General features: G+C 73.1%; 15 protein-coding genes. 10 read left to right on the forward strand and 5 right to left on the reverse strand.

The window, feature by feature from the left end; all coding sequences use genetic code 11:
- Nucleotides 1–67: 67 nt before the first annotated feature.
- Entirely contained in the window at nucleotides 68–1,327 is a 1,260-nt protein-coding gene (locus ACZ63J_RS34505) for a ricin-type beta-trefoil lectin domain protein (protein ID WP_465398928.1), read from the reverse strand.
- Between the two features lie 409 nt (nucleotides 1,328–1,736).
- Here ACZ63J_RS34505 and ACZ63J_RS34510 point away from each other — a divergent pair, with 409 nt between their 5' ends.
- The 4 genes from ACZ63J_RS34510 to ACZ63J_RS34525 are packed head-to-tail and all read left to right on the forward strand — an operon-like array spanning nucleotide 1,737 to nucleotide 5,556.
- Nucleotides 1,737–2,213: a PTS sugar transporter subunit IIB gene (locus ACZ63J_RS34510; protein ID WP_465398929.1), complete on the forward strand. Its 477-nt coding sequence runs from the start codon at nucleotides 1,737–1,739 to the stop codon at nucleotides 2,211–2,213.
- A gap of 6 nt (nucleotides 2,214–2,219) precedes the next feature.
- Entirely contained in the window at nucleotides 2,220–3,833 is a 1,614-nt protein-coding gene (locus ACZ63J_RS34515) for a PTS system mannose/fructose/sorbose family transporter subunit IID (RefSeq protein WP_465398930.1), read from the forward strand.
- Nucleotides 3,834–3,844: 11 nt separating this feature from the next.
- Complete coding sequence (locus ACZ63J_RS34520) at nucleotides 3,845–4,234, forward strand: PTS sugar transporter subunit IIA (protein ID WP_465338427.1); 390 nt, start codon at nucleotides 3,845–3,847, stop codon at nucleotides 4,232–4,234.
- Nucleotides 4,231–5,556, forward strand: coding sequence for a hypothetical protein (locus ACZ63J_RS34525; RefSeq protein ID WP_465311582.1), 1,326 nt, complete (start codon nucleotides 4,231–4,233; stop codon nucleotides 5,554–5,556). Before ACZ63J_RS34520 ends, ACZ63J_RS34525 begins: the two co-directional genes overlap by 4 nt.
- Here the strand turns inward: ACZ63J_RS34525 and ACZ63J_RS34530 are convergent.
- Entirely contained in the window at nucleotides 5,528–6,295 is a 768-nt protein-coding gene (locus ACZ63J_RS34530; RefSeq protein ID WP_465311581.1) for a GntR family transcriptional regulator, read from the reverse strand. The genes ACZ63J_RS34525 and ACZ63J_RS34530 overlap by 29 nt on opposite strands.
- Before the next feature lie 654 nt (nucleotides 6,296–6,949).
- Nucleotides 6,950–10,030, reverse strand: a complete 3,081-nt coding sequence (locus ACZ63J_RS34535) for an AfsR/SARP family transcriptional regulator (protein WP_465398931.1) — start codon at nucleotides 10,028–10,030, stop codon at nucleotides 6,950–6,952.
- Nucleotides 10,031–10,116: 86 nt separating this feature from the next.
- Here ACZ63J_RS34535 and ACZ63J_RS34540 point away from each other — a divergent pair, with 86 nt between their 5' ends.
- Nucleotides 10,117–10,746, forward strand: a complete 630-nt coding sequence (locus ACZ63J_RS34540; RefSeq protein WP_465398932.1) for a thioesterase II family protein — start codon at nucleotides 10,117–10,119, stop codon at nucleotides 10,744–10,746.
- Here the strand turns inward: ACZ63J_RS34540 and ACZ63J_RS34545 are convergent.
- The gene (locus ACZ63J_RS34545) at nucleotides 10,680–10,877 is read right to left on the reverse strand and encodes a hypothetical protein (RefSeq protein ID WP_465311578.1); all 198 of its coding nucleotides are present in this window, start codon (nucleotides 10,875–10,877) and stop codon (nucleotides 10,680–10,682) included. The genes ACZ63J_RS34540 and ACZ63J_RS34545 overlap by 67 nt on opposite strands.
- A 158-nt stretch (nucleotides 10,878–11,035) precedes the next feature.
- Between ACZ63J_RS34545 and ACZ63J_RS34550 the strand changes: the two genes are divergently transcribed.
- The 4 genes from ACZ63J_RS34550 to ACZ63J_RS34565 all read left to right on the forward strand — a co-directional run bounded on the left by ACZ63J_RS34550 (nucleotide 11,036) and on the right by ACZ63J_RS34565 (nucleotide 14,022).
- Entirely contained in the window at nucleotides 11,036–12,004 is a 969-nt protein-coding gene (locus ACZ63J_RS34550; protein WP_465398933.1) for a methyltransferase, read from the forward strand.
- Between the two features lie 19 nt (nucleotides 12,005–12,023).
- Entirely contained in the window at nucleotides 12,024–13,274 is a 1,251-nt protein-coding gene (locus ACZ63J_RS34555; protein WP_465398934.1) for an MFS transporter, read from the forward strand.
- A gap of 124 nt (nucleotides 13,275–13,398) precedes the next feature.
- Entirely contained in the window at nucleotides 13,399–13,740 is a 342-nt protein-coding gene (locus tag ACZ63J_RS34560; RefSeq protein ID WP_465398935.1) for a hypothetical protein, read from the forward strand.
- Nucleotides 13,741–13,752: 12 nt separating this feature from the next.
- A complete protein-coding gene (locus tag ACZ63J_RS34565) occupies nucleotides 13,753–14,022 on the forward strand; it encodes a hypothetical protein (protein ID WP_395934066.1) in 270 nt (89 codons plus the stop codon).
- A 34-nt stretch (nucleotides 14,023–14,056) separates the two neighbouring features.
- Here ACZ63J_RS34565 and ACZ63J_RS34570 read toward each other — a convergent pair whose 3' ends face one another.
- Complete coding sequence (locus tag ACZ63J_RS34570; protein ID WP_465398936.1) at nucleotides 14,057–14,968, reverse strand: Kelch repeat-containing protein; 912 nt, start codon at nucleotides 14,966–14,968, stop codon at nucleotides 14,057–14,059.
- A gap of 389 nt (nucleotides 14,969–15,357) precedes the next feature.
- On the opposite strand from ACZ63J_RS34570, the gene ACZ63J_RS34575 reads away from it, so the two are divergent.
- Nucleotides 15,358–16,338: an ABC transporter substrate-binding protein gene (locus tag ACZ63J_RS34575; protein WP_465398937.1), complete on the forward strand. Its 981-nt coding sequence runs from the start codon at nucleotides 15,358–15,360 to the stop codon at nucleotides 16,336–16,338.
- Nucleotides 16,339–16,428 lie beyond the last annotated feature (90 nt).

The raw sequence follows: 16,428 nt of genomic DNA on the forward strand, positions 1-16,428 counted from the left end.
CCCTCCCTCATGCGACGATGCGTTAACGACGGTGACCCGGCCAGGTTGCGGGGAATTTCCGAATTGGTCAGGCGGGCGTCGCCCACCGCTGGTTCGCGGTGGCCGCGCAGGTCCAGATCTGCAGGCGGGTGCCGTCGGCCGAGGCGTTTCCGGTCGCGTCGAGGCACTTGCCCGACTGCGGGTTCAGCAGCGTGCCGTCGGCCCGTGCCTGCCATGTCTGCGCGCCCGTGGTGTTGCAGTCCCACAGCTGGACGAGGGTGCCGTCGGCGGTGCCGCTGTTCGAGACGTCCAGGCACTTGCCGAGCGCCCGCAGCGTCCCGTTCTGCTTCGTCCACCGCTGCGCGCCGGTGCTGTTGCAGGTCCACAGCTGGATCGCGGTGCCGTTGCCGGTGTTCGACGCGCTGACGTCGACACACTTGCCGCCGAGCCCGGTGATCGGGCCGGCCGGGTAGGGCGTGCCGCTCGCGATCAGGTACGCGCTCGTCGCGACGTTCCAGTGGGTCGCGAGGTAGCTGCCCGGCGTGGGGTTGGTGTTGAAGTAGTCGTCGCCGAGGCAGTCAAGCTGGTTCTCGGGCGCGCCGGGGCAGACCTTCACCAGGCCGCCCGGCGGGTTCGGCAGGCCGCCGTCGTCGTAGCACATGATGTCTTCGTCGTCCCAGCAGTGGCCGAAGGCGCTCGAGTGCGGGGCGCTGCCCTGGACGGCGCCGAGGGTGTGCAGCAGCTCGTGCCCGGTCGCCTGCCACGACCAGCAGCCGGTGCCGACGGTCGCGTAGTGCGGGCCGGCGTTGTACGGGTTGCCCGAACCGGGGCTGTCGTTGCCGCCGTTGCCGAAAGCGAGCCCGCAGCCGTCCTTGTCGTACCAGACGACGTACTTGCGGTCGGCGCGGTTGTAGCCTTGCGCCTTGATGGCGTTGGTGATCGTGTCGACGGTCGCCATGTCGCCCTGGGCGATGGTCACGTTGTTCACCGTCGCGCGGCAGCCGGCGTCGGTGACGTACCGGACGTGCCGCACACCGCCGCCGAGCCGGCTCGCGGCTTCGACGAACGCGTCGTCGATCTGGCTCGCGAACGTCTGGAACTGGGCGACGAACTGGCCGTAGCGGTCGGCCTGGCCGGTTCCGCGGACGTACAGCGCCTGGACGCGCTTTCCGCTGGTGCCGTCGCCGTCGCAGACGGTGGACAGCGGGGCGGCGGCCGCGGTCCGCGTCCGGAGGTGGTCGGGGAGCTGCTCGGTGCCGTCACCCGCGGCGGCGGCCGACGGGACCAGCGCGGTGGCGAACACGAGGGCGGTGCTGAGCGCGGCGAGGCGCCAGGATCCGGTGGTCATGGGGGAGTTCCGCCTTTCCCGGTACGGCAGGGGGCGAGAAGTGCGGTCTAGACCACTGGGAATGATAGGAGCGGGTTTGGCGGCTGTCACTGACAAGAACGGACAGCCTGGAGTGAATCGCTCACGGAGGGCGTTCGCCGTATTTCGGTCGGCCGACCGGCCGGTGATCTTTCCGGCCCGCTGAGCGGTACAGGTCTTGACAGTCGATCACGACGGTCCATACTGGTATATACCTTTATGGGAGGGTCCGGGGTACCAGAGGGGGGCTTCGCGCTCGCGGGCCGACGGAAGGTCTGAGGGGTCCTTCCGTCGGCCGCGCGAAGCCGTCGGCGAGAGACCGGTCACAGCCAGTGTTGACACGGCTACTGGGGCTGACCAAGGATGTCTCCTGCCGTCCGGGAGGAGAAACATGGCGGGGGCACACGTCCGGATCGACAACCGGCTGATCCACGGGCAGGTCACCGTCGCGTGGACCCGGCGGCTCGGCATCCGGCGGCTGGTCGTCTGCAACGACGACGTCGCCGCCGACGACCTGCAGCGGATGCTGCTCCCGCAGGCCGCGCGCGGGCTGCCCACCGACGTCTTCACCGTCGCCGACACGCTCACCGCGCCCGCCGAGACCGGTGTCATGATCATCGTGAAGGACCCCGGAGACGCCTTCCGCCTCGTCGAGGGCGGGCTGCGGCCCGAGGTCGTCAACGTCGGCAACGTCGCGCCGCGGCCGGGTTCCGCCTACACGATGGTCACCCGCTCGATCGCCGTCACCGCCGACGAAGCCGACGCCTACCGCAAGCTGGCCGCGACCGGCGTCCCGCTGGTCACGCAGCTGATGCCGCAGGACAAGCCGGCCGAGTTCGTCCCGCTGCTCGACCGGAAAGGGCTCTAGCCCCGCATGCTCGTCGCGCTGGCCCTGACCATCTGGGCGATCTACTGCACCTACGACGGGCTCGGCCCGTTCCTCATCTACGCCCAGCGCCCGCTCATCGCCGGCTCGGTGGCCGGGCTGATCACCGGGCACCCGCTGCTCGGCCTGCTGATCGGCGCGACGCTGGAGCTGGCCGCGCTCGGCGTCTACACCTACGGCGGCGCGACGATCCCGGACTACCAGACCGGGGCGATCGTCGGCACCGCGCTGGCCGCGGGCGCCGCCGGGGACGTGTCCGCGCAGGTCGCGGTGGGCATCGGGGTCGGGCTGCCGGCCGCGATCCTGCTCTCCGCGCTCGACCCGGTCGGCAAGATGGTCACCACCGCGCTGGTGCACCGGGCCGACTCCTACGCCGCCGACGGCAACGCGCGCGGCCTGGCGATGATCCACTGGGTCAGCCTCGTGCCGTGGGCCGCGGTGCGCGCGATCCCGACGTTCCTGGCCGCGCTCGCCGCGTCCGGCGGGCTGGTGAAGGACATCACCGCGAGCATCCCCGCCGGGTTCGTGCAGGGCATGACGCTCGCCGGGTCGCTGCTCCCGGCCGTCGGCTTCGCGCTGCTGCTCGGCATGATGGAGCTCTCGCGCTACTGGTACCTGCTGCTGATCGGGTTCGTCGGGTTCGCCTACCTGCACCTGCCGGTGCTGGGGATCGCGCTGATCGGCGTCGCCGTCGCGATGCTGTTCGTGACGCTCAAGCGTGACGAGCCGGCCATCACCGTCCCCGACTCCGCCGAAGAGTCCAGCATGGACCCCCGGCTGACCAGGCAGGACCTGAAACGGGTGTACCGCCGGTACTTCTGGGCGAGCCAGATCTCCTGGAACTACGAACGGATGCAGGCGCTCGGGTTCGCGTACGCGATGGAACCGGCGCTGCGCCGGCTCTACCCGGAGAAGGCCGACTACGTCGCCGGTCTGCAGCGGCACATGCAGTTCTTCAACACCTCCGTGCTGGTCGGCGGCCCGCTGATCCTCGGCTCGACCGTCGCGCTGGAGGAGGCGGGCACGCCGAAGTCGGCCGCCAGCACGAAGGTCGCGCTGATGGGGCCGATGGCCGGCATCGGCGACACCGTCGTCTTCGCGCTGTACAACAGCATCGTCTTCACCATGGGCGCGTCGTGGGCGCTGCAGGGCAACTGGCTCGGCCCGGCGTTCGCCGCCGTGATGGTGCTCGTGCCCTACGCGCTGGTGCGGCGCTGGCAGTTCGGGTTCGCCTACCGCGAGGGGAAACGGCTGGCCGGGCACCTCGCCGCGGGCGCGCTCGCGCGGGTCGCGCAGGGGGCGACCGTGCTCGGGTTCGTCGTGCTCGGCGGGTTCGTCCCGTCGATCGTCAAGGTCGTCACCACGCTGACCTACCGGCAGACCACCACGGTCCAGGGGCAGCCGGTGACCCAGGCCGTGGCGATCCAGGACCGGCTCGACGAGCTGGTCCCGTTCCTGCTGCCGGTGCTGGTCACCGCCGGGGTGTACCTGCTCACCGCGAAGGCCCGGCTGCGGCCGGTCTGGGTCATCGCCATCGTTGTCGTCGCCGGGGTGGTTCTGGGGTGGCTCGGCTGGTTCGCGCCGGCCCCGGCGAAGAGTTGAGGGAGACCGTCATGACCGTCCCGATCATCCTCGCCGGGCACGGAAGCCTGCCTTCCGGAGTCGGCGAGGCCGCCGAAATGATCCTCGGCCCGCAGTCGCGGCTGAAGGTCTGCGAGCTGCGCCCGCACGACAGCCCGGAGGAGTTCGGCGTCCGCGTGCACGAGCTGGCCGGCGACGCGCCCGCCGTGCTCGTGCTCGCCGACCTGCACGGCGGCTCGCCGTTCAACGCCGTCCGCGCGCTCGCCGCCACGCGGCCCGGCTTCGAGCTCGTGTCCGGGCTCAACCTGCCGATGCTGCTGGAAGTCCTGCTGCACACCACCGGCGACGTCACCGAGCTCGCCGGGGTGGCCCGCGCCGCCGGCCGCGACGGCGTGGTCGACGTCCTGGAATCGACCTGGTGACCGGCGCGCTGCTGCTGTCCGCGCAGGACGTCCGGATCACCCCGGGACCCGGGCACCCGCTCGGCGGGTACCTGGCCAGGGACGGCGTCGCGACGGGCACGCACGACGAGCTCGAGGCGTCGCTGATCTGGCTCTCGACCGAGGACGACCCGGGTGTGCTGTGGCTGGCCCTGGACGCGCTCGCGGCCGACGCCGGCCTCACCCGCACCCTCGCCGACGCCGTCGCGGCCGCGGTGGGCATCGACCCGGCGCGGGTGCTCGTCTGCGCGTCGCACACCCACTCCGGGCCCGAAGGCTGGACCGGCCCGTTGCACCCGGGGCTGCCCGGACGGCGGGACGCCGGGCTGGTCGGCCGGATGGCGGAGCAGGTCACCGGGGCCGCGCTGCGGCTGCGCGCCGGGCGCGGCCGGGTGCGGGCGTGCTGGCACGCGGGCGAGACCGAAGCCGTCGGCGGCAATCGCTACCGGCCGGACGGGCCGCACGACACGTCGTTCGGCGTGCTCGAACTGCGCCGCGAGGACGACACGCCGGCCGCGCTGCTCTTCGACTACGCGAGCCACCCGACGGTGCTCGGCCCCGACAACCTCAGCTGGTCGGCGGACTGGCCGGGCGCGACCCGCCGCGAGCTGGCCGCGCTGATCGGGCGGCCGGTCGCGGCGTTCCTGCAGGGCGCGGCGGGCGACGCGAGCTCACGCTTCGTGCGGCGCGGCCGTGGCCACGACGAGGTCCGTACGCTCGGCGGCCACCTCGCGACGTCGATCTCCCGGACGCTCGCCGCGGCGGTCCCGGCGCCCGCGGCCACCGGCCCGGTCCGGCTGTCGCGGTCGTCGCTGTTCCTGCCCTACCGTGACGTGCCGTCCATCGAGGACAGCCTGGAGCTGCGGGAGGCGGCCGAACGGGAGTGGCAGCGCGAGCTCGCCGGCCACGGCGAGGACCACCCGGCCGTGCGGATCGCGCAGACGCGGTACGAGGGCTGCGCGATGCTCGCCGCGATGGCGGCGAGCGACCGGCCCACCGGCTGCGCGGAGGTCCCGGTCAGCGTGGTGTCGCTGGGGGAGATCGCCTGGCTGCACACGCCGTTCGAGCTGTTCGCGTCGCTGGGGCTGCGCATCCGGCGGGGCAGCCCGTTCCACCACACCCGCGTGATCGGCTACACCGACGGGTATCTGGGGTACCTGCCCGACGCGGAGGGGCACCGCGACGGGATCTACGAGTCGTACGTGACGCTGTTCGGCCCGGACGCCGCCGAGGTGCTGGTGGAGCACTGCCTGAAGCTGCTCCGGGCGCACCACCTCAGCTGGTGCTCCGCCGAGCCTGCGTGAAGACGGTGTAGCGGTCGGCCCGGTACAGCGACCGGCCCGCCTCGATGACACCGCCGCTCTGGTCGTGCAGCGTGCCTTCGATGATGAGGCACGGCTGGCTGGCTTCGATGCCGAGCAGGGCGGCGTCGTGGGTGTTGGGGAGGACCGCGGAGATGGCCGTGTCGTTCCATTCGGCGTGCACGCCCCAGCGTTCCTCGAGGGTGCGGTGCAGCGACTGCGTCTCCCAGTCGAAGAGCTCGATGTCCGGGAACCGGTCGACGGACAGGTTGGTGCGCTCGACCGCGAACGGCTCGTCTTCGACGTAGCGAAGCCGCTCCAGCCGGAAGACCTTCGCGCCGGGCGGAACGTTCAGCCGCCCGGCGATCCGGGGGCCGGCGCTTTCGACCTCGGCGTGCAGGACCTTGGTCTTGGGGACGACGCCGCGGGCCTTCATGTCTTCGGTGAAGGAGGTCAGCATGTCGATGTGCGCGGCCTGCCGTTGCGCGGTGAAGGTGGCGGTGCCGTGCTGGCGGTAGAGGACACCGTCGGCGACCAGGCGGTTGATCTCCTGCCGCACGGTGCCCCGGGCGACCTGGAAGTGCTCGGCGAGGAACCGTTCGGACGGCATCAGCCGCCCGGGCCCGGCCTCGGTGGCGACGCTTTCGAGGATTTCGCGGAGCTGGTCACCCTTCGGCCGCCCCGGCTGCAGCGCGTCCGGGAGCCGGAGATCGCTCGCGGGGACGTGTTTGGGACGGGGCATGTGGTCATTATCCCGTGCGGGCCCGGCGCGGGCGCGGCGGGCGAGCGCGCTGGGCCGCCTGCCGGGCACCCGGTCGGGGCTTCGACTCCCCCGAAGAGCGGTTGGTGAGTTCCAGCGCTTCCCGCTGCTCGGCGGGGGCTGCGGCTCGCAGCCGGGGGTGCGCGGCTCAGCTTTGGTGCGCGGGGTGGGGTACGGCCCGTGGGGTAGGCGGAAGCGGGCGGCTCTGGGGAAGCTGTTCAGCCGGTGCCTCGGCGGCCCGGCTCGCGGGCGCTCGGGTGGGTCCGCTGAGGCCGCTCGGCCGGTGGTCCGGCGGCCCAGGGATGCTCGGCTGGTGGCTTGGCGGCCCGGCTTGCGCGGGGTTGCTCGGCTGGTGGCTTGGTCGCTCGGCTCGCGTGGGGTTGCTCGGCTGGTGGCTTGGTCGCTCGGCTCGCGTGGGGTTGCTCGGCTCGCGTGGGGTTGCTCGGCTGGTGGCTTGGTCGCTCGGCTCGCGTGGGGTTGCTCGGCTGGTGGCTTGGTCGCTCGGCTCGCGTGGGGATGCTCGGCCAGTGGCCGGTCGCCCAGCTCGCGCGGGAATGTTCAGCTGGTGGCTTGGTCGCCCGGCTCGCGCGGGAATGCTCAGCCGGTGGCCCGGCCACCCAGCTCGCGCAGGAACGCTCAGCCTGTCGCCCGGCCACCCAACTCACGCAAGAACCCATCCGCCAGCGCCTCGCCCGTCACATGCCCGACCGCCCGATACAACGCCCGAGCCTCCCGAGCCGTCCCATCCGCCAGCATCGAACGTCCGGCCGCCGCCTCCACCGCGGCCAATCCGAGCAGCGCGTCCGCCTCCACCACGCGGAACCCGCCCGCCCGAGCCGCGTCCAACGCCGCTCGTGCGTGCTCGCCCGCCTCACTCACCCGGCCGCCCGCCGCCAGCACCCGCGCCAAAGTCGCCGACGCCTCGGCCTGCTGCCCCCGCAGACCCGACTCCGCCGTCAGCTCGCTCGCCTCGCGCAGGACGCGCTCCGCCGTCGTCAGGTCGCCGCCCTCTGTTGCTCGGCCGAGGGCGATCAACGCTGCCGTCTCCACCTGGCGGTCTCCGTCGCGGCGGACGCACTCCAGGGCCGCCGTTGCCGTCCGAGCCGCCGTTTCGGCGTCGCCGCGGGACAGCTGCAGCGCGCTGATTGCCGTGAGCGCCGTTGCCTCGCCGAAGCTCGAGCCGACCTCGCGGAACGCTCGCAGCGCTTCCTCCAGGACCTCGTCCGCCTCTGCCGGGCGGCCCGTCGCCAGCAGGACCCAGCCGAGGTCGGCGAGGTTCGCCGCCGCCCAGAACGCCAGGTCCTCCTTGCGGGCCAGTGCGACCGCCTCGACCAGGCAGTCTTCGGCCTGCTCCAGCCGGCCCAGCTGCCGGTAGTGGCAGCTCAGCGAATTCAGCGCCAACGCCTCACCCGACCGCTTGCCCAGCTCGCGGAACAGCTGGATCGCACGACGGCTGTGCTCGACCGCCTCCGACAGCCGGCCGGTCCACTCCAGCATCGAGCCCAGGTTCGCGACCGCCGTCGCCTCGCACTCGCGCCAGCCGCACGCCCGGCTGGCCAGCACCGCCTTCTCCGAGTGCCGGATGCCCGCCTCGTGATGCCCTTCGCGGAAGTACGCGCCGCCGATCGACAGGTGCACGAGCGCCTCGGCCGGCTGGGCGCCGTGGTCCTGCGCCGCCCGCAGCACGATCGGCGCCAGCTCCAGCCACTCCGCCCGGCGGCCGTGGTCGTGGAAGAACCGCCGCAACGCGTCCGCGAGGTACCACGCGCCGGGGTACGGCCCGCGGGTCGCCGCCTGCCGCAGGGCCGCCGACAGGTTCGGGACCTCGACGTCGAGCCACGCCACGGCTTCGGCGGCGTCGGCGAAGGCGATCGGGCTCGGCGCGGCCGGCGCGTCTTCGCGGGGCAGCGACACGATCCGCGCGCCGAGCAGTGCGACGGCGGCGTCCGCGGCCGCGCAGTAACCGGTGAACAGCCGCTCCCACGCCTGCTCGCGCGACGGCTCGTCTTCGTCGGCGCGAATGCACTGCTCGGCGTACCGCCGGGCCAAGTCGTGGAAGCGGAACCGGCGGGGCGCGTGCGCCTCGAGCAGGTTCGCCGCGGCCAGCCCGCGCAGCCGGCGGCTCGCTTCCCCGGCCGGCACGTCCAGCAGGGCCGCCGCCGCGACCGCCGTGAAGTCGGCACCCGGCACCAGCGCCAGGAGCCGGAACGCCTGCCGCAGCCCGGCCGGAAGTGCCTGGTAGGACAGGGAAAACGCCTTGGCGACGGCGCTTTCCTCGGCGCCGTCGAAGCCGAGCCGGGCCAGCGGGTCGCCGCGCAGCTCCTCGACCAGCTCGCCGATGCTGGCGCCGCCGGTGTTCGCCGCGGCGATCCGCAGCGCGAGCGGGTGGTGGCCGCAGAGCCGGGCCAGCTCGGCCGCGGCTTCCGGCTCGGCGACGGCCCGCTCGCCGAGCAGCGCGCTCAGCAACGCCCGTGAGTCGGCTTCCCGCAGCTGGGCCAGGCCCAGCGACCGCGCGCCGGTGCGGGCGACGAGCTCGTCGAGCCGGTGGCGGCTGGTCACCAGCACCCGCCCCGACGACGGCAGCAGCGGCAGCACCTGCGCGGCGTCCCGCGCGTTGTCCAGCACCACCAGCGCCTGCCGGTCCGCCAGCAGCGACCGGTAGAGCTTGCTCTGGTCGTCGAGCCCCGGCGGCACGTCCCGCAGGTCGACGCCGAGGGTGCGCAGCAGCTGCGCGAGCGCCGCGGCGGGCGTGAGCGGCTCGTCGTCGGCGTCGAAGCCGCGCAGGTTCACGTACAGCTGGCCGTCCGGGTAGCGGGCCCGCGCGGTGTGCGCCCAGTGCACGGCCAGCGCGGTCTTGCCGACACCCGCGGTCCCGGTGATCACCCAGACGTCGCCCGGTTCGTCGAGCGCGGCCAGCTCCGGCGCCCGGCCGGCGAACCCGCGGACGTCCAGCGGCAGCTCGGCGGGCCGCGGCGCGACCGGGACCGCGGCCGGCGCCGGCTCGCCCTCACCCCGCAGGAGCCGCAGCTGCAGGTCCTTCAGCGCCTGGCCGGGCTCGATGCCCAGCTCGTCGACCAGCAGTTCGTGTGCCCGCGCGTACGTCTCGAGGGCTTCCGGGGTGCGGCCGCAGCGGTGCAGCGCGAGCATCAACGCGGCCCGCAGCCGTTCGCGGAACGGGTGTTCCTCGACGAGCTGGCGCAGCTCCCCGACGACCTCGCTGTGCCGTCCCGAGACGAGCTCCTGTTCGTACAGCTCTTCCAGCACGACGAGCCGGCGCTCGGCCAGCGCCGGGCCCTGCTGGTCGGCCAGCGCCTCGCTCACCCCGCCGAGCGGGGTGCCGTCCCACAGCGCGAGCGCGGCCCGCAGGTGCGTGACGGCTTCCGGGCCGGACGTCGCCCGGGCCTTGGCGACCTCGTCGTCGAACACGTCGAGGTCCCGCTCACCGGGCGCGACCTCGATCACATAACCCGGCGCGCGCCGGAGGATGACGTCGCGGCCGAGCAGCTTCCGCAGTTCCGAGATGTGCACCTGGAGCCGGCCGCGCACGCTCGGCGGCGCGTTTTCGCCCCAGGTGAGGTCGATCAGGCGGTCTTCGGCGACCACGCGGTTCGGGTTCAGCAGCAGCGCGGCCAGCACGGATGTCTGTTTCTGGCCGCCCGGCCGGACCTCGCCCGCGTCGTCGAGGACCGTGACCGGCCCGAGCAGGCGGTAGCGCACGTGTTGCCCCCAGAAGGCGGACCGAAGCGGAACGGAAGTGCCATGGTCGACCCTAATGCCGGGCTGGGAGGAATTGGAGGCCGCCGGTGGAGACCGCTGACCCGGATCGCACGCTGTTCGTCTGCTTCCCGGACGTCGGCGAGGCGGCCGGCCGCTATCGCGCGTGGCGCGATCCGCGGATCGCGGTGCACGTCGTCGAGCTGCCCGGCCGGGGGGAACGGCGGGACGAGCACCCGTACCGGGACATGTGGCTGCTGGTCGAGTCACTGGTGGGGGAGCTGGCGGGGGTGCTCGCCCGGCCGCACGTGCTGTTCGGCGCCGGGCTCGGCGCGCTGGTCGCCTACCGGCTGGCGCAACGACGGGTTTCCGCGGGGCTGGGGGTCTCGCGGGCACTCGTCGTGGCGCACCAGGCGCCACCGGCCCGGGCGGCACGGGCGGTGCCGGCCCGGGCGGAGCGCGCCGACGTCAGCCTGCAGGCGAGCGACGCGCACCTGCCGGTGGCGCCGCCGCTGCCGTGCCCGATCCGCGGGTTCGGCGAGCCGCACGTGATGGCCGGCTGGGGTGAGCACACCAGCGCGGGGTTCGTGCTCACCCCGGCCCGGGCGCAGGACAGCGCCGCCCTGTTGCGCGACGCGGTCCTGCGCGCGGCCTACCTGATCTCGGCGCTCGCCGTGCCGGCGCCGGGCGGGGCCGGCTTGGGCACGTCGCCGATGTAGGGGCCGCTCCCGACTCCGCCCACCGGCGAGGGGTCGGTGGGCGGACCCCCGGCCGCCGCCGCGGCGGGGGCGAAGACGACGATCCCCAGCAGGGCCGTGCCGATGACGGCCTGGATTGCACCGGCTCTCATGAGCTCTCCTCTTGCGTTCGGTTACCACCGACTTTGCCCGAACCGGCTTCCAAAGTGCTTCCCCTTGCTGCTGGTGCCCGCGTGGTCACGCACTGTCCCTTGTGGAGCCCGGCTTTTCTCGCGGGACAACGGGTCCGCGCCGCTGCCATGATCGGCCCATGGGGAACGACATCCTTCGGCTGGCCTCACTGGCGACACCCATGGCGATCCGGGTGGCGGTGACGCTGGGCCTGCCGGATCGGCTGCGCGGCACGAGCGCCACCGCCGACGACCTCGCGGCCGAGCTCGGTGCCGCGCCGGTTCCGCTCGGGCTGCTGCTGGGGCACCTCACGACCCTGGGCTTCTTCGAGCACACCTCCGGCGGTTACCGCACCACCGAGTACGGCGCCGAGCTCTGCGGTGACGGCTTCACGAACCTCCTCCTGCGCCTGGACACCGCGGGCGGGCGCGCCGAGCTGGCGTTCGTCGAGCTCCTGCACAGCGTCACCACCGGCGAAGGCGGTTACGCGCGCCGGTACGGGCAGGACTTCTGGGCCGACCTCGCCGCGCACCCGCCGCTGCGCGAGTCGTTCGACCGGCAGATGGAGCTGCGGTTCCGCGACCAGGTGCCGGGCATCGTCGCCGGGCACGACTGGGCGCGGTTCCCCACGCTCGTCGACGTCGGCGGCGGCACCGGGGAGCTGCTGGCCGCGATTCTCACCGCCTGCCCGGGGACGCGGGGCACGCTGGTCGACCTCGGACCGGCCGCGGCCGGGGCCGCGCGCACCCTCGAAGCGTTCGGCGACCGGGCCGAGGTCGTCGCGGGCAGCTTCTTCGACCCGCTGCCGCCGGGGGCGGACGCCTACCTGCTGAGCGACATCCTGCACGACTGGGACGACGAGCACGCCCACCGGATCCTGGCCCGCTGCGTCGAAGCCGCGGCGCCGGGCGGGCGGGTCCTGGTCGTCGAGCCGGTCGGGGGCCGGCGGGCGGACACCGGGTCGGACCTGGCGATGCTGGTGATCTTCGGCGGCCGCGAGCGCGGGGTCGAGGAGTTCCGCGCGCTGGCCGCGGCGCACGGGCTGGCGCTCGACGCGGTCGTGGATCTGGCAGCCGACCGCTGCCTGCTGGAATTCAGAATTATATAAGCGCTGTTATAGTTTTGCCGTGGCCCTGACCCGCGCTCTTGTCGACCTGACACCGTTGCGGACGTCGCCGGCGTTCCGGCGGCTCTGGCTGGGCCGGGTCTTCTCCGGCTTCGGCGCCCAGATGACGCTGGTCGCGGTGATGTTCCAGGTCTGGGAGCAGACCCGCAGCCCGGTCTGGACCGGCGCGGTCGGGCTCGCGCAGGCGGCGCCGGTGGTGGTGTTCGGGCTGTTCGCCGGGTCGCTGGTGGACCGCGTCGACCGGCGGAAGTTCGCCCTCGTCACCACGACGGGCCAGGCGGTCTGCGCGGTTTTCCTGGTGGTGCAGGGGTTTCTGGGCGACGTCCCGGTGCTGGCCGTGCTGGGGCTGGTGGCCGCGCAGTCGTGTTTTGTCGCGGGTGGCGGCCCGGTCGCGCGCACGTTCGTCCCGCGGCTGCTGCCGCCGGCGCAGCTGCCCGCCGGGCTGGCGCTGAACCGGATCGCGTTCCAGGGCGCGATGCTGCTCGGGCCGGCCCTCGGTGGCCTGGTGCTCGGCCGGTTCGGTGTCGGCGGGTGTTACCTCGTGGACGCGCTGACGTTCGGCATGGCGTTCTACGGCGTCCTGGGCCTCCCGCCGATGCGCCCCGACGGCGAGCCGTCGCGGCCCGGCGTGCGCGGGGTGCTCGACGGGTTGGCGTTCCTGGTCCGGACCCCGGTCGTCCGCGGCGCGCTGCTGACGGACCTCGCCGCGACGGTGCTGTCGATGCCGATCAGCCTGTTCCCGCTGGTCAACCAGGAACGCTTCGCGGGTGACCCGCGCACGCTGGGCCTGTTCCTGTCGGCGATCGCGGTCGGCGGGGTGGCGGCGTCGGTGTTCTCGGGGACGTTCACGCGGCTGCCGCGGCCCGGCTGGGTGATGCTGGCCGGGTCGATCCTGTGGGGCGTTTCGCTGACGGGGTTCGGCTTGGCGCCGGATCCGTGGCTGGGTCTGGCGTGCCTGGTGCTGGCGGGAGCGGCAGACACCGTGTCGGTCGTTTCGCGCGGCGCGCTGGTGCAGCTCAACACCCCGGACGCGCTGCTGGGGCGGGTTGCGGCGGCGGAGCAGATCGTGGGCCAGGCGGGCCCGGACGTCGGCAACCTGCGGGGCGGGCTGGTGGCGGGGGTGACGTCGGGCGGGTTCGCGCTCGTCAGCGGGGGTCTGCTGTGCGTGGTGGCGGTGGTGCTGGTCGGCGCGGGAACGCCGGGGCTGCGCCGGTTCGTCACGCCGTCCGAAGCCGCGGGGAAGATCACCTGAGCGGGGGCGGGTGCACGGGCAGACCCGAAGTGTGCACGCCCGGTCATCCTGTGGGCTTCCGCCCGAACGGCGGACTCGGTAGTTCTTTTCCGTACGGCACAACAGCCGTCCGGAAAGGACCAAAATGTTGTTCACCACGGTGAAACGCGCGTGCGCGGTGGCCCTGCTGGCCGTCGCGGCGGGCGGCCTCGCGGTCGCGCCCGCCGAAGCGACCGTCCAAAGTGGAAGTGGCACCGTCAACGACCCGTGGGTGCCGACGCGCGCCGCGCACATCACCTGCGCCAGCGCCACGCTCTTCGGCAACTACACCCCCGGCCAGGGCCACTCCGACCCGATCGCGACGCTCGTGCAGGGCAACTACATCGGCGTCCGCTACATCACCTCGGACCAGAACTCGGCCGACGTCTTCTGGCACGGCACGAGCAAGTGGGGCTTCCTGCTCCGCAGCTGCTTCTCCCTCAACTGACCAGGAGCTCCCATGACCACCGCACGCATCACGGCGGCCGCGGCCCTCGCGGCCGCCGCAGCGATCACTTTCGCCCCGGCCGCTTCGGCGGGCACCGTGCACGAAATCTGCGCCCAGGACCTCTACGTCCGGACGCAGCCCGCCGGCGTCATCATCGGCACCCTCTACCGCGGTGACCACTTCGAGCTGTCGCGGTACTCGCCCAGCGGCGACTGGGCCGAGGGGTACGCGATGGGGCACGTGAACCAGCGCGGCTGGATCCAGGCCGGCTGGTTCTGCTGACCGGCGGGGGCCGTCGCCGCCGGGCGGCGGCCCCTCACGGGATCTTCAGCGAAAGCACGTCGGGCACGGTGATCAGCCGGCCGAAGAGCCCCGCGCCGCCGCCGATCGCGAGCACCCGGTTCGCCGACCGCGGCGCGCAGACGAGCGAAGGCCGGCCCTGCGGCAGGAGCCCGCTCAGCAGCCGCCACTCCTGTGTGGCCAGGTCGTAGACCTCCGTCGTCCGGTCCCCGGTGGCCGCGTCCCGGCCCGGCACGGGACCACCGCCGGCCACCACGATCCGGGTCCGGCCGTCCCCGGTCAGCACGGCCGCGCCCGGGAGACCGCGCCGTTTGTGCATCGGCGGCACGGTTTCCCACGTGTCCGACGCCGGGTCGTACCGCTCCACGGAGTCGAGCGCGTCCTGCCGCCGGCCGGGCAGGCCGCCGAGCGCGTAGAGGTGTTCTCCGGCGGCGACCAGCCGGAAGGCGGCCCGCGGTGTGCGCATCGGGGCCACCGGAACCCAGTGCGGGCGCGGATCTTGCGGGTCGAGCACGAGGACCGCGTCTGTGGCGTCTTCGGCAAAACCGCCTGCCACGTAGACCTTCCCGGCGAACCCGGCGCCCGCGGCCGAATCCAGCGGGCCGGGCAGCGGCGGGCCCGCGGCCCACTGGTCGCCCGCCGGGTCGTAGACCTCCACGACGTCCGTGGCCCGGTCGTCGGCGGTGCGGCCGCCCGCGGTGTGGACCAGTCCGCCGGCGACACCCACCGCGAGGCCCGCCCGCGCCGTCGGCATCGGACTCACGAAGCGCCATTCCCCGTCGCCCGCCACCCGGCGGGTCTCCACCGAGCCGAAGTCCCCGGCCCCCTCGGCGCCGCCGAAGACGAAGATGCCGCCCCCGGCGGTCGCGGCTTCGTGGCCGGACCGCCGCGCGAGCATCGGCGGCCGGTACTTCCAGGATTCGGTCATCTTCCCACCCTTTTTGCGCCAGAGTCTCCGGTCCGCCCGCGTTCGTTACGGCTGATCCACTTTTCACAATTCGCCGCGGTGCGAGCGATCGGTTTTGTGATCGCTTGGTACCGGTGGCACGCCGCTGCGCTCATCCGCCGTAGTGGGTTCGGCCGGATGGCGGCTGACGATCACGCTGTGTGCCGGTTTCTCGTGGGTTTCTTTCCCTTGGTGAGCACGGTCCTGTGTGTGCTTACCTGCTTTCCGTCCGTCACTCTTTCCCCCGAACGAGGGCTTGCGCATTTCTCGGCAACGTAATTGCGGACCCGGAAATCGTCATCTACAGTCCGGCGAATCATGGCTCGTCGAGCCGGATTCCGTGCTCTCAAGATTCTTTTGCAAGGAGTGGCATGCCCCCACGCGCCACGACACGACGGCTCGCCGTGCTCGCACTCGTGCTCACCCTGCTGGCCGCCGGGTGCAGCCAGCGAAGCGGATCGGGCAGCGGCGGCGCCGTCGAAAAGCCGTCGATCAAGGTCGCCATCTTCGCCTCGGTGGACCTCGCCAGCCTGTGGCTGGCCCAGGAAGGGGGCTACTTCAAGGCCGAGGGGCTCGACGTCCAGACCGACCTGGGCGCCAGCGGCCAGGACGCGCTGAACCGGATGGCCGGCGGCCAGGACGACCTCGCGCTGTCCACCTACACCCTGTTCTTCCTGGCCAAGAGCAGCGGCACCGCGGACCTCCGGCTGATCGCCGACGCGACGTCGGCCAGCCCGCGTAGCAACGAGATCGTCACCGTGCCGAACTCGCCGGTGAAGACCGTGAACGACCTGGGCGGCAAGCGGATCGCCATCAGCTCCAAGAACGCGGCCTCCGACGTGCTGACCCGGTCCGTGATGCGCGACCACGGGGTCGACACCACCAAGGTGCAGTGGGTCCCGATGCCGCTGCCGGAGATGGGGTCCGCGCTGGCGCAGGGCCGGGTCGACGCCGCCTACCAGCCGGAACCGTTCCTCACGCAGTCCGCCAAGACGGCCGGCGCCTTCCCGGTCATCGACGCCGCCAGCGGCAGCACGGAGGGCTTCCCGCTCACCGGCTTCGGCGCCACGGCCAAGTGGGTCCAGGACAACCCGAAGACGATGCGCGCGTTCCAGCGCGCGATGCTCAACGCCACGCGCGCCGCGGTGGACCGGGCCCGGATCGAGCCGCTCGTCGTCCGCAACGCCAAGGTGGACCAGGACATCGCGAGCCTGATGGTGATGCCGGCCTTCGGGTCCACCCTGGACGCCCGCCGCATCCAGCGGGTGCCGGACCTGTTGCAGCAGCTGGGTGTCGTCCAGACGAAGCTCGACGCCTCCTCGATGCTCGCGCCGCAGGCCGGCACGGGCTGACCGGGAGCCGGACGGCGAAGGGCGGGTGCGCGAACCGGCGCACCCGCCCTTCGCCGTTTGTGGCGTAAGGACTTCCCCCGGCGGGCTCGC

This window comes from Amycolatopsis sp. NPDC104863 (genome assembly GCF_055582965.1).

Excerpts from the sequence above, each read along its gene's own strand:
- ACZ63J_RS34565 (WP_395934066.1), top strand. The coding sequence starts at position 13,753 with ATGACCACCGCACGCATCACGGCGGCCGCGGCCCTCGCGGCCGCCGCA.
- ACZ63J_RS34575 (WP_465398937.1), top strand. The coding sequence starts at position 15,358 with ATGCCCCCACGCGCCACGACACGACGGCTCGCCGTGCTCGCACTCGTG.
- ACZ63J_RS34550 (WP_465398933.1), top strand. The coding sequence starts at position 11,036 with ATGGGGAACGACATCCTTCGGCTGGCCTCACTGGCGACACCCATGGCG.
- ACZ63J_RS34505 (WP_465398928.1), bottom strand. The coding sequence starts at position 1,327 with ATGACCACCGGATCCTGGCGCCTCGCCGCGCTCAGCACCGCCCTCGTG.
- ACZ63J_RS34520 (WP_465338427.1), top strand. The coding sequence starts at position 3,845 with ATGACCGTCCCGATCATCCTCGCCGGGCACGGAAGCCTGCCTTCCGGA.
- ACZ63J_RS34515 (WP_465398930.1), top strand. The coding sequence starts at position 2,220 with ATGCTCGTCGCGCTGGCCCTGACCATCTGGGCGATCTACTGCACCTAC.
- ACZ63J_RS34530 (WP_465311581.1), bottom strand. The coding sequence starts at position 6,295 with ATGCCCCGTCCCAAACACGTCCCCGCGAGCGATCTCCGGCTCCCGGAC.
- ACZ63J_RS34560 (WP_465398935.1), top strand. The coding sequence starts at position 13,399 with ATGTTGTTCACCACGGTGAAACGCGCGTGCGCGGTGGCCCTGCTGGCC.
- ACZ63J_RS34510 (WP_465398929.1), top strand. The coding sequence starts at position 1,737 with ATGGCGGGGGCACACGTCCGGATCGACAACCGGCTGATCCACGGGCAG.
- ACZ63J_RS34570 (WP_465398936.1), bottom strand. The coding sequence starts at position 14,968 with ATGACCGAATCCTGGAAGTACCGGCCGCCGATGCTCGCGCGGCGGTCC.
- ACZ63J_RS34545 (WP_465311578.1), bottom strand. The coding sequence starts at position 10,877 with ATGAGAGCCGGTGCAATCCAGGCCGTCATCGGCACGGCCCTGCTGGGG.